The sequence below is a fragment of the Stutzerimonas sp. KH-1 genome, from assembly GCF_054483855.1.
The window spans coordinates 1,116,474-1,128,505 of sequence record NZ_CM137011.1 but is presented as its reverse complement, the minus strand read 5'-3'; the positions used below and the strand labels follow the sequence as shown (position 1 = coordinate 1,128,505).

The window sequence follows — 12,032 nt, the reverse complement described above, 5'->3', positions numbered from 1 at the left end:
TAGTTATCTAACGTTAATGGCTTAGAACTGTACCTGAATCACACGGGAAACGGCACTACCGAGGTGGCATATCATCAATGCTGCAGGTTATAGGCTGATCGTCTTGCGGCCGGCCAAGGCATGGGCGAGGGTTCCGCCGTCGACCAGATCCAGTTCGCCGCCCAGCGGAACGCCGTGGGCGATTCGGCTGATGGTCAGCCCCTTGGGAATCAGCATCTGCGCGATGTAATGCGCCGTCGCCTCCCCTTCCACCGTGGGGTTCGTCGCGAGGATGACTTCAGTGAACGCGCCGTCCGCAACACGCGCCAGAAGCTCGGGGATGCCAATGGCTTCCGGACCCAAGCCATCGAGTGGAGACAGATGCCCCTTGAGCACGAAGTAACGTCCACGAAAGCCGGTCTGCTCGACCGCGAACACATCCACCGGGCTCTGCACCACGCAAAGCAGCGAATCGTCGCGCCGCGGATCAGCGCACTGTGGGCAGAGGTCGTCTTCGGTCAGCGTGCGGCACTGCCGGCAGTAGCCGACCCCTTCCATCGCCGCCGTCAACGCCTGCGCCAGGCGCAGGCCACCGCTGCGGTCGCGCTCGAGCAACTGCAACGCCATGCGTTGTGCGGTCTTTTGCCCGACGCCAGGAAGAATGCGCAGGGCATCGATGAGTTGCCGAATCAGCGGGCTGAAGCTCATGAGCGTCTCGGTTTGAATCACTGGAAAAGCGGGCCGCTACCTGGCAAGCGGAACGGCCCGGGTGGGACCTGCCTGATGGATCAGAACGGCATCTTGAAGCCCGGCGGCAGCTGCATGCCAGCGGTCATGCCGGCCATCTTTTCCTGGCTGTTCTGCTCGATCTTGCGTACCGCATCGTTGACGGCCGCAGCGATCAGGTCTTCGAGGATTTCCTTGTCTTCCTGCATCAGGCTGTCATCGAGGCTGACGCGCTTGACGTCATGGCGGCCGTTCATCACCACGCTGACCAGGCCGGCACCGGATTGGCCAGTGACTTCGGCGTTCGCCAGCTCTTCCTGCATCTTCTGCATCTTTTCCTGCATCTGCTGCGCCTGCTTCATCAGGCCGGCCATGCCACCTTTCATCATGGGTATCACCTCAATTCGATCAGGGTTCTGAGTGTTCTACGGGTTCGATGGTGCCTTCGCGGATCACCGCGGCGAACTGCTGCATCAACTGCTGGACCAGCGGGTCCGCATGAATCGATTGTTCAGCGGCGCGCTGTCGCTCGGCGCGACGACGCTGTGCGGCCTGCGCCGGCGTTTCCTGCTCGGGCTTCTGCAGCACGATATCGAGCTGCAACGTACGCCCGTGGTACTGATTCAACGCATCGTTCAACCGGCGCTGCTGCGTCGGGTTGAACAGGGCACTCTGGGCCGGGTCGAGGTGCATCAGCCAGCGATCGCCCTCCACCGAAATCAACGTGCAGTTGGCTGCGATGCTGCCGGTCAGGCCGGACAGACCGAGCTTGAGATAGAGCTCCAGCCATTCGGCAGCCAGCCCGGTGGCAGGCTCCACCGCGGGCAGAGGCTCGGCCTCCTGCTGCTCGGTCTCGTCCTGCTGCAATTCTTCGAGGTACGCCTCGGCCTGGTTCTCCACCTCGAAATAGTCTTCATCAGTCAGCGGCGGCTCGTCATCGTCAGGCTCTTCGACCTGGACCACGGCGGCCACATGATCAGGCGGACCGTCCAGCGCTGGCTCCGGCTGAACGGCATCGGACTCGACGGCCACCGGCGCCACCTCGGGCGGCTCGTTCCAGGGCACATCGACCACTGGCACCGGCAGATCTTCAATCGCTGACGGTGCCGGTGGCTCTGCCGCGGCGGGCTGCTCAGGAGCGACTGCGGCCGGCGGCTCGACAGGGCTGGTGGCCGCCACCACAGCAGCAGACACCGGCATCTCTGAGGCGACAGGAGCCTCTGGAGCGGAACTAGGAACAGGCGACACGCCGGGAGCAGCGGTATCGGCCACCGCTGCAGGCTTGGAATCAGCTGTGGCCGGGCTGATTCCCAAATTCTTTAGCGATGTTCGCGGCGCGTCATCCGTATCCGCCGGACGGAACGCCAGCATACGCAGCAGAACCATTTCGAAGCCACTGCGCGGATCGGGTGCCAGCGGTAAATCGCGGCGGCCGATCAGCCCCATCTGGTAATAAAACTGCACATCTTCGGCTGGCAGCGCCTGGGCCAGTGCCAGCACCCGATCGCGATCGCCCTGGCCATTATCCACCGCATCCGGTAGCGCCTGGGCGATGGCAACGCGATGCAGCACATTGAGCATTTCCGCCAGTACACCGGCCCAATCCGGGCCCTGTTCGGCAAGATGGCGAACGGCTTCGAGCAGCGCCCGGGCGTCGCCCTCGAGCAACGCCTGCAGCACGCCGTAGACCTGCCCGTGATCGAGCGTGCCAAGCATCGCCCGCACATCGGCGGCCAGCACCTTGCCCTCACCGAATGCGATCGCCTGGTCGGTCAGGCTCATGGCGTCGCGCATCGAGCCGTCCGCGGCGCGCCCGAGCAGCCACAGCGCATCTTCCTCGAAAGGCACGTTCTCGACGCCAAGCACATGGGTCAGATGCTCCACGACTCGCTCCGGCGGCATGTTCTTCAGCGAGAACTGCAGGCAGCGCGACAGGATGGTCACCGGCAGCTTCTGCGGATCGGTGGTCGCAAGCAGGAACTTGACGTGGGGTGGCGGCTCTTCGAGGGTCTTTAGCAGCGCGTTGAAAGAGTGCGACGAGAGCATGTGCACTTCGTCGATCAGGTAGACCTTGTAGCGTCCGCGGCTCGGCGCGTACTGCACGTTGTCCAGCAGTTCGCGCGTGTCCTCGACCTTGGTGCGGCTCGCGGCGTCCACCTCGATCAGGTCGACGAAGCGCCCCTCATCGATCTCCCGGCAGACTGAACACTGGCCGCAGGGTGTTGAGCTGACGCCGGTCTCGCAGTTCAGGCACTTGGCGATGATCCGCGCAATCGTCGTCTTGCCGACGCCGCGGGTACCGGTGAACAGATAGGCATGGTGCAGACGCTGGTTGTCCAGCGCGTTGATCAGGGCCTTGAGCACATGCGTCTGGCCGACCATTTCGCGGAACGAGCGCGGACGCCATTTACGTGCAAGAACCTGATAACTCATAACACCATCGCGGGGAACTAGGCAGAGGACGGGTAATGCTAGCGGAGCAGGATGGAAATTGCATCCGAGCTACGCCCGATCTGCAAGCTAGTGCAGCAAGCGGGCACCGAGCGCGCTGACAACCGTTTCCAGCGCTCGGTTGTTCCCCTCTATCCGCACGGCGAGCCCGTCGATCTCGCGGCGCGTCGGGTAGCCTTTGCGCAGCAGATCGAACGCTGTCCGGCGCTGCGCGTCGTCGCCGACGAGGCTGCGGCGGAAGTCGGCATCGTCGCGGCGCGGGTCGTAGACTGCCCGGCACAGCGTTGCCAGCATCTCGGCCGGCTCTGCCGATGCGGCGAAGGTCAGCTCGGTCAGCGCAGCACCCGGCATCAGCTGCGCCAGCTGGACGGTCGGCTCAAGGCCGCGTGTAGCGCAATAGGCCGCATGGATCTGCGCCGTGCCGCGCAATTTGCCGTCCAGACTGTAACCGGCAATATGCGGCGTGGCGATGCGACACAGATCAGCCAGTTCGACGTCCACCTGCGGCTCGCCTTCCCAGACATCCAGTACCGCCTCGAGGTCCGGGCGCTGCAGTAGCAGATCACGCAAGGCCGCGTTATCCACCACCGCCCCCCTGCTGGCGTTGATCAGCCAGGCGCCCGGTCGCAGCTTGCTCAGCCGCTGCCGGTCGAACAAATGAAAGGTCGGGCAGTCGCCGTTCATGCTCAACGGGGTGTGCAGACTGATGACATCGCACTCGGCGATCACTTCGTCCAGCGACACGAAACCGCCCGCTTCGCGCGCCTGGCGCGGCGGGTCGCAGACGCGCACGTCCCAGCCGAGGCCCCGCAGCACCTCGACCAAGCGCCCGCCTACCTCGCCGGCGCCCACCACGCCGAAACGACGTTGCGCCAGCGCTTCGCCGCTGACCTCGGCCAACGCCAACAGGCCGCCCAGCACATAATCGACCACCCCCCGCGCATTGCAGCCTGGCGCGCTGGCCCAATCGATGCCAGCCTGCTCGAAATAGTCGATGTCCAGATGGTCGGTGCCGATGGTGCAGGTGCCGACGAAGCGCACCGCCGTGCCTTGCAGCAATTCGCGGTCGACCCGCGTCACCGAGCGCACCAGCAGCACATCCACGCCTTCCAGCGCCGCCCGGTTGATACTGCGGCCGGGCATGCGACGAATCGCTCCGAGACCGGCAAAGAACTCATCGACCAGCGGAATATTTTCGTCGGCAAGGATGTGCATGGCATGGCTCCGGTTGGGGGAAGCATATTCTAGACGGCCCGCCACTGCTTTGCCGCCTTCCTGAGTACGACGACCCGGCGTAGACTAGCGCGTTTCTTGTATACAACCGGAACGCCTCGCAATGCCCACTGAGCTGCGTCTCAGACGGGTCCGCCTTGAACTGCGCACCCTCTTCGCCCTCGCCCTACCCATGATGATTGCCCAGCTGGCCAGCACCGCCATGGGTTTCGTCGATACCGTGATGGCGGGCCGTGTCAGCCCGCATGATCTCGCTGCCGTCGCGCTGGGCAACTCGATCTGGGTGCCGGTCTACCTGCTGGTCAGCGGCATCACCCTGGCCACCACACCCAACGTTGCCCAGCGCTTCGGCGCCGGTCAGCATGCCGAAATCGGCCCGCTGGTGCGCCAGGCCCTGTGGATGGGCGTGGGTATCGGCATCATCAGTGCGCTGCTGATGTGGAACGCCAAGCCGGTGCTGCACTTGATGCGTGTCGAACCCGCGCTGATCGACCCGACCATGGCCTACCTGCGCGCCGTCGCCTGCGGTTTCCCAGCCGTGGCGCTCTATCAGGTGCTGCGTTGCTTCAGCGATGGCCTGGGTCACCCACGGCCGAGCATGGTCATCGGCATCCTCGGCCTGCTGCTGAACATCCCGCTGAATTACATCTTCATCTACGGCAAGCTCGGCGTGCCGGCACTGGGCGGCGTCGGCTGTGGCGTCTCCACGGCGCTGGTGATGCTATTCATGCTGACGGCGATGAGCCTCTGGGTGAAGCGCGCGCCGGCCTACCAGGCGAGCCAGCTGTTCGCCCACTTCGAAGGGCCGCGCTGGCCGATGCTCAGTCGGCTGCTGTCGGTCGGCGTCCCCATCGGCATCGCCGTGTTCGCCGAGGCGAGCATCTTCTCGGTGATCGCGCTGTTGATCGGCGCGCTCGGTGCGACGGTGGTTGCCGGGCACCAGATCGCACTGAATTTCACCTCGCTGATCTTCATGATCCCGCTGTCGCTGGGTATGGCGGTAACCGTGCGCATCGGGCAGGAGCTGGGTCGCAGCGCCCCGCGGGACGCCCGTTTCGTCGCTGGTGTAGGGATCGCCGCGGCGCTGGTCTATGCCTGCTTCTCGGCCAGCGCCATGCTGCTGTTCAGCGAGCAGATCGCACGAATCTATACTCCGGACCCGGCGGTGATCGCAGTCGCCGCCAGCCTGTTCTTCTATGCAGCACTGTTCCAGTTCTCGGATGTGGTGCAAGTCACCGCGGCTGGCGCATTGCGCGGCTATCAGGACACCCGCATGACCATGGTCTACACGCTGTTCGCCTATTGGGGCATCGGATTGCCGGTCGGATATCTGCTGGGGCTGACCGATCACCTTGGCCCGGCGAGCGGGCCGAGCGGTCTATGGCAGGGTCTGATCGCCGGCTTGAGCTGCGCCGCACTGCTGCTCAGCGTGCGACTGGCGCGCAGCGCTCGCCGGGAGATTCGTCGCCATACGGCGCTGCGCCGAGGCGCAGCCTGACGGATCAGAGGCTGCGCTCGATGCGACCATCGGATCGCGCCAGGTAACCGGTACCGCACTCCCAGAGCAGCGCATCGCGATCTTCGGCATCGAGCGCATCGAGCCCACCACGCAATGCGTAGGCGGTAAAGCCAAGCTGGGTCAGCAGAAACACGGCGTTGGCGCTGCGCTTGCCGCTTTCGCAATAGCACAGGTAGGTGCGTCGCGGGTCGAGAAGACGGGTCTTCAGACGTAGCAGATGCAAGGGCATATGCAGCGCCTGCATGGCATGCCCCCGCTCGTAGTCATCCAGCGGTCGCACGTCCAGCCATTGGGCGCCGCAACCTAGCAGATCGGCCACCTGCTCCAGCTCGACCTCAGCCACGACCGGCGCCTTGAGCAACTCGATGAAGTCGGACCGGTCGAGGCGCAACACGCAGCCGTCCTCGATCATCACGACACTGGCATTGCGTGCCCGCTCCTCCAGCAGCGCCTCCTCGCCGAAGCAGGCGCCGGGCTCCAGCTCGGCGAGCAGCTGCTGGCCACTGTCGATGTTCTTCAGTACCTGGGCATGACCGCTCTTGAGGAAATAGCAGCAGTCGCCGACATCACCTTCGTTCAGCAGGGTCTGGCCCGCCGCGACGTCAATGCTCACCAGTCGACTCAGCATGCTGCGGATGTTCGCTGGCGGGACCTGAGCGAACAACGGGTTGTCCAGCAGCCGCTCGAGCCAGTCGCCCACCTCGTCATCCGAAGACAGCTCCAACAGCACATCCTGCAGGGCCTGACGCCAGGACAGCAGACGATCCAATTCATGGCTATCGATCGACAGCATCAGACAGTCATCCACCGCGCGCACCTCGCGCAGCAGGTTTGGCGAAAGGCTATGCGACGCCTCCGCGCTGCCTTCGAGCAGGAGCGACTCCAGACCATCGCAATCGACCAGCAGCAGCCGCCCCGTCAGCAGGTAATCGCGTGTCGAGCCCTGCCCTCGCTCGAATACCTGCCCTGCGGACAGGACCGCAGGCTGCAGACGGGCACGCAGGTCCCATAGCTGACGGGTGGACAACTCATTCAGCGGAACCAGATTACGCAGCTGATCGGGGTGTAGCGGTTTGTTCATCCTGACAAATCCAAAGCTCTATCCATCCAACAGCCGTTCCAGCTGCGCCTGGGCAGCGCGGCAGCCCTGCAACCCGCCGGTGTGAACGAACACCAGGCGTGTGCCCGATGGAAAATACCCGCGCTCGACATAAAGGCGCAATGCCATCATCGCCTTTGCAGTGTAGACGGGATCCAGAGGGATACCCGATTCACGCTCGGTCAGCTGAATGAAACCGGCGAGCTCCCTGTCGAACCGAGCGAAACCGCCGCGGCTCGCATCCAGAAGGTGATAGTCGGCCTCTGTTGCGCCGGCCTCTGTCAGCAACGTGGCTACACGGCTATCGACCGCATGTGAGGGCGGACCGGCCAGCGCGCCGAATACCCGGTGCCGTCCCGCCTCGCCGATGGCGATCCCGGCCAGCGTCGTGCCGGTGCCGGCGGCGAGCCAGACCGCGTCGTAATCGTGCCAACCCACTTGGTCCAGTGCCGAACGCAACCGGCCGACCAGATCCACGCAGCCCAGCGCACCGAGCAAGCCGCCACCACCTTCGGGAATGCAGTAGTAACCGGGATAGTGCTCCTGCCAGTGGTGCCAGAAGTCGGGGAGATTGCGCGCCCGATAACCGCCATAGCCCAGCCAGTGCAGACGCATGCCGAACGTCTGCAGATCGATGACGGTAGGCGTGTCCTGTGCATGTCCGCGCAGCAACCCGACCGTCTCGAGGCCGAAGCGGCGACCGGCAGCCGCCAGCGCATGAAGATGGTTGGAATGAGCTCCGCCAAGGCTGATCAGGCCGCCCGCTCCACTGCGTTGAGCAGCCTCCAGATGCTTGACGAGCTTGAACCACTTGTTACCCGACAGCTCGGCATCCACCAGATCGAGCCGCAGCACCACGGCCTCCACGCCGGCGGCCTGCAGCCAGTCCAACGACAGCGGCTGCAAACGCAGCGGTGCATCCAGCTCGGGTGAAATCGGACCAGACAAGTGGCTCAGCTACCGGTGCGCTGCCGGTCTTCCTTCCGGTGACGGGCACAGCAGTTGGATTCACCGATCACGAAGCGGCTCGGCGAATCGATCTTGTCCAGCGGCATGGCACAGCGCTCACCGCTCGCAAGCGTCGCTACACAGGCCGGCTTCTGATAATGATCCAGCCACTGGCGGTACTGTTCTTCGGAAACGAAGCACTTGGCTGCGGCATAAGCCATGGGGTTAGCGCGGTATCGAGCCAAGTCCTGCAAGGCGATAGTCAGGTGGCCCGCTCCAGGGTGATAGGCCATGAATACCACGCCCTGACGCGACAGCTCCTCCAGTACGCGATCGCCGCTTAGCCGCAGCTCCTCACATTCACCTTTGAGCCGCTGAATCTCGTCTTCGAGCTGCGCGTCCAGCTCGTTGCGGTAAGCCAGTTCGACATCGCGGATCGCGACCTGCTCCTTGTACTCGGCGATAGCCGCGGCGATGCGCGCCTGGGCCTCATGCTCGAACTGCTCGCGAGCGGCACTGACCTCGACGCGCCCGTTCGCCTCCAGCGTGCGAAGTTGCTTGCTCATCTCCTCACGCGCTTTCTGGAAACTTTCGCCTTGTGCAGTCAGTTGAGCATGCAGGTTGGCATTGATATCGGTCTGCTGCTGAAGTTGCTGCTGCAACGAGCGGATTTCATCCTGCAGCAGCTTGCGCTCCTTCTCCGCCGCAGCGCTCGCCTTGAGCGTTTCCTCTTCGCGCAAACGTTCCAGATTGGCGATACGCTGACGCTGCTGCTTGATCAGCAGCGCGGCCTTCTGCCGCTGCTCCCGCTCATGAGCTTCGGAGCGCCGGGTCGCCGCTTCCTTTGCCGCCTCGGCGGCATACCAGGTGTCCTCGGCGACCATCTGCAAACGCTCAGCAGGCACTGCCTGGGGCGCATCATCATCAACCAGGAGGCCAAGCTGGTTGCGCTTGATGGTCTCGCGCAACACGGCGAGGTCATTGCGCTCGGCGGTTACCTTGGGGTCCCACATGTGCATCTGGTGCCAGGACACCGGGCACTGGCTGCGGCAGGCCAGGCGAATCGGCCCCGCCCCCATGTCCGGCCCCCTGCCGGTACGCTCGGCGAGCTGCCGCAATGGAATGTTCCAGCCAGAGTCCGCGGAACCATCGTCATTGAAGTCGAGGCAGAAGAACACCGCGGCACGAACCTGCAACCGCGGGTTGATCATGACGTAGACCGCGCGCATCTGGCGATCGGCGAACTCGGGGAGCGCGACCACTCCGTCCAGCACTGCCTCGAATTCGGGATACAGCATTTCCTTGCAGATGGCGCCTTCATTGAAGAACAGCACGGCTTCGACCATCTGCGGTTTGTTCTGCATGCTCGGCTTCCTTTATCGCTCGCAACGGCGAGCCGGCGATTGGCGGAACGCGCGGCGATCCGTCGCCGTGGTTCCGTAGGTTTCGCCAGTTTAGGGGAAATGCACGCGCAGGCAATGTGACTGGGTTGGCAGCCATTCTGCGCATCGGGCGCCGTAGAGCGCGACGCCCGCGGATTTGCGATGGGCTTAGCTAAATCACCCGACGCGGTAGGCCGCAAGACGGCGTTTCATTTCCTCGCCCAGCGCTTGCAGGCCGCTCATCGGCCTGATCATGACCTCGAACTCGACAATTTTGCCCGCCTCGTCGAAGCGGATCATGTCGATTCCCTTGAGCTCACGATCCCCTACCCTGGCACTGAACTCGAGCACGACGTCGCTGCCTTCGGCGCTGACCAGTTCACGGTGATAGCGAAAGTCCTCGAATACCTGCAGCACGGTGTTGAGAATCAGATTGACCGCCGCCGCGCCCTCGTAGGGCTTGTACGCCATCGGCGAGCGAAACACCGCCTGCGGGTGCAGCAGTTCCGGCAACCGGCTCAGATCGCGCTGGGCGATCATCGCGTGCCAGGCCTGCAGGCATTCGGCAGCCTGTGGCTGCAGCATCATCTTGCTTTCCATATGCGTGCTCCCGTGGAGTGGTCAGGTCAGGATGAGCTCAGAGCGCGGCAGCCAGACGGCAACCCTGGTTGATCGCGCGCTTGGCATCCAGTTCGGCTGCCACGTCGGCGCCACCGATCAGGTGCACCCGGGCGCCAGCCGCTTCCAACCCTTGCTGAAGCTCGCGTAGCGGCTCCTGACCGGCGCAGAGAATGACCGTATCCACCGCCAGCACCTGCGGTTCGCCCTCGCCAACCCGGATGTGCAACCCGGCATTGTCGATCTGCAGATACTCGACCGAATTCAGCATCTGCACGTGCTTGTTCTTCAGGCCGGTACGGTGAATCCAGCCGGTGGTCTTGCCCAGGCCGTTACCAACCTTGGATTTCTTGCGCTGCAGCAAGTAGACCTGCCGCTTGGGTGCATGCGGAGCTGGCTGGATGCCGGCGATGCCGCCACGTGCCGATAGGCCGAGATCGATGCCCCACTCCTTCCAGAACGCTTCGCGATCCAGACTGGTGGATTGACCGTCGTGGGTGATGTACTCCGACACATCGAAGCCGATGCCACCGGCACCGATCACCGCCACGCGCTGACCGACCGGCTTGCGTTCGAGGATCGCATCGAGATAGCCAATCACCTTCGGATGGTCGATTCCGGGAATCTCCGGCGTGCGCGGCACGATACCGGTGGCCAGGATGATCTCGTCGAAACCGCCCGCCAGCAGTGTCTCGGCCGTTGCGCGAGTGTTCAAGCGCACCTCGACCCCAGTTTCCTCCAGGCGGTTCTGGAAATAGCGCAGGGTCTCGTAGAACTCTTCCTTGCCCGGCACGCGCTTGGCGACGTTGAACTGGCCACCGATTTCACCGGCAGCGTCAAAGAGCGTCACCTGATGTCCGCGCTCCGCTGCAACGGTCGCTGCGGCGAGGCCCGCCGGACCGGCGCCGACCACCGCGACCTTTTTCACCGTCGTGGTGGGGATGTAGTTGAGCTCGGTTTCATAGCAGGCACGCGGGTTTACCAGGCAGGTGGTCAGCTTGCCACTGAAGGTATGGTCCAGGCAGGCCTGGTTGCAGCCAATGCAGGTATTGATCCGCTCGCTGTGGCCCGCAGCGGCCTTGTTGACGAACTCAGGGTCGGCAAGGAACGGTCGCGCCATGGAGACCATGTCGGCGTCGCCCTCGGCCAGCACCTGCTCGGCCACTTCCGGCGTATTGATGCGGTTGGTGGTGACCAGCGGAACGCCAACCTCGCCGCGCAGCTTGGCAGTGACCTTGGTGAAGGCGGCACGTGGGACCTTGGTGGCGATGGTCGGAATGCGCGCTTCGTGCCAGCCGATGCCGGTGTTGATCAGTGTGGCGCCGGCCTGCTCGATGGCCTTGGCCAGCTGCACCACTTCTTCCCAGACACTGCCACCCTCGATCAGATCGAGCATCGACAGGCGATAGATGATGATGAAGTTCGGCCCGACCGCCTCGCGCACTCGACGCACGATCTCCACTGGCAGGCGCATGCGGTTCTCGTAGCTGCCGCCCCAGCGGTCGGTACGGTGATTGGTGTGCGCGACCAGGAACTGGTTGATGAAGTAGCCTTCCGATCCCATGATCTCGACGCCGTCATAGCCGGCACTTTGGGCGAGACTCGCGCAATTGACGAAATCGCGGATCTGCTTCTCGATGCCCTCCTCGTCCAGCTCGCGCGGGGTGAACGGGTTGATCGGCGCCTGAATCGCACTCGGCGCCACCAACTGCGGGCTGTAGGCATAGCGACCGGCATGCAGGATCTGCATACAGATCTTGCCGCCAGCCTCGTGCACGGCCTGGGTGACGATCTTGTGCTCTTCGGCCTCTTCCGGTGTCGACAGCTTGGCCGCACCGGCGCGCACCGAACCTTCCTCGTTGGGACCTACGCCACCGGTGACGATGAGGCCGACGCCGCCACGGGCGCGCTCGGCGAAGAACGCCGCCATGCGTTCGAAACCGTTGGGCATCTCCTCCAGGCCGGTGTGCATGGAGCCCATCAGGGTGCGATTGCGCAGCGTGGTGAAGCCCAGATCGAGCGGAGCCAGCAGATGCGGGAAGGCGGTCATCGGTGTGTCCTCATCATTGTCGGTGCC

Annotated in this window: 10 protein-coding genes; 1 reads left to right on the top strand and 9 read right to left on the bottom strand. The window is 64.0% G+C overall.

The genetic code is table 11. The features are described from left to right. Positions 1-87 precede the first annotated feature (87 nt). From recR to pdxB, 4 genes are all read right to left on the bottom strand, one after another. The gene (gene recR / locus ACX1DW_RS05520; protein WP_102841319.1) at positions 88-687 is read right to left on the bottom strand and encodes a recombination mediator RecR; all 600 of its coding nucleotides are present in this window, start codon (positions 685-687) and stop codon (positions 88-90) included. An 80-nt stretch (positions 688-767) separates the two neighbouring features. Beyond that, positions 768-1,094, bottom strand: coding sequence for a YbaB/EbfC family nucleoid-associated protein (locus tag ACX1DW_RS05515; protein WP_008567825.1), 327 nt, complete (start codon positions 1,092-1,094; stop codon positions 768-770). Positions 1,095-1,113: 19 nt separating this feature from the next. Continuing rightward, a complete protein-coding gene (gene dnaX, locus ACX1DW_RS05510; RefSeq protein ID WP_213918236.1) occupies positions 1,114-3,138 on the bottom strand; it encodes a DNA polymerase III subunit gamma/tau in 2,025 nt (674 codons plus the stop codon). A gap of 87 nt (positions 3,139-3,225) precedes the next feature. After that, a complete protein-coding gene (gene pdxB / locus ACX1DW_RS05505) occupies positions 3,226-4,371 on the bottom strand; it encodes a 4-phosphoerythronate dehydrogenase PdxB (protein ID WP_200594223.1) in 1,146 nt (381 codons plus the stop codon). A gap of 121 nt (positions 4,372-4,492) precedes the next feature. Between pdxB and ACX1DW_RS05500 the strand changes: the two genes are divergently transcribed. Continuing rightward, a complete protein-coding gene (locus ACX1DW_RS05500) occupies positions 4,493-5,887 on the top strand; it encodes an MATE family efflux transporter (RefSeq protein WP_458992971.1) in 1,395 nt (464 codons plus the stop codon). Between the two features lie 4 nt (positions 5,888-5,891). Here ACX1DW_RS05500 and ACX1DW_RS05495 read toward each other — a convergent pair whose 3' ends face one another. The 5 genes from ACX1DW_RS05495 to ACX1DW_RS05475 all read right to left on the bottom strand — a co-directional run bounded on the left by ACX1DW_RS05495 (position 5,892) and on the right by ACX1DW_RS05475 (position 12,005). Continuing rightward, positions 5,892-6,989: a cyclic nucleotide-binding domain-containing protein gene (locus tag ACX1DW_RS05495; protein ID WP_458992970.1), complete on the bottom strand. Its 1,098-nt coding sequence runs from the start codon at positions 6,987-6,989 to the stop codon at positions 5,892-5,894. An 18-nt stretch (positions 6,990-7,007) separates the two neighbouring features. Beyond that, positions 7,008-7,955, bottom strand: a complete 948-nt coding sequence (locus tag ACX1DW_RS05490) for a 1-aminocyclopropane-1-carboxylate deaminase/D-cysteine desulfhydrase (RefSeq protein WP_458992969.1) — start codon at positions 7,953-7,955, stop codon at positions 7,008-7,010. A 5-nt stretch (positions 7,956-7,960) separates the two neighbouring features. Further along, on the bottom strand, positions 7,961-9,319 hold the full coding sequence (locus ACX1DW_RS05485; RefSeq protein ID WP_125869472.1) for a chromosome partitioning protein ParA: 1,359 nt from the start codon (positions 9,317-9,319) through the stop codon (positions 7,961-7,963). Positions 9,320-9,514: 195 nt separating this feature from the next. Beyond that, entirely contained in the window at positions 9,515-9,937 is a 423-nt protein-coding gene (locus ACX1DW_RS05480) for a nuclear transport factor 2 family protein (RefSeq protein WP_110777341.1), read from the bottom strand. 37 nt (positions 9,938-9,974) lie between these two features. Continuing rightward, complete coding sequence (locus ACX1DW_RS05475) at positions 9,975-12,005, bottom strand: oxidoreductase (RefSeq protein WP_458992968.1); 2,031 nt, start codon at positions 12,003-12,005, stop codon at positions 9,975-9,977. Positions 12,006-12,032: the final 27 nt, after the last annotated feature.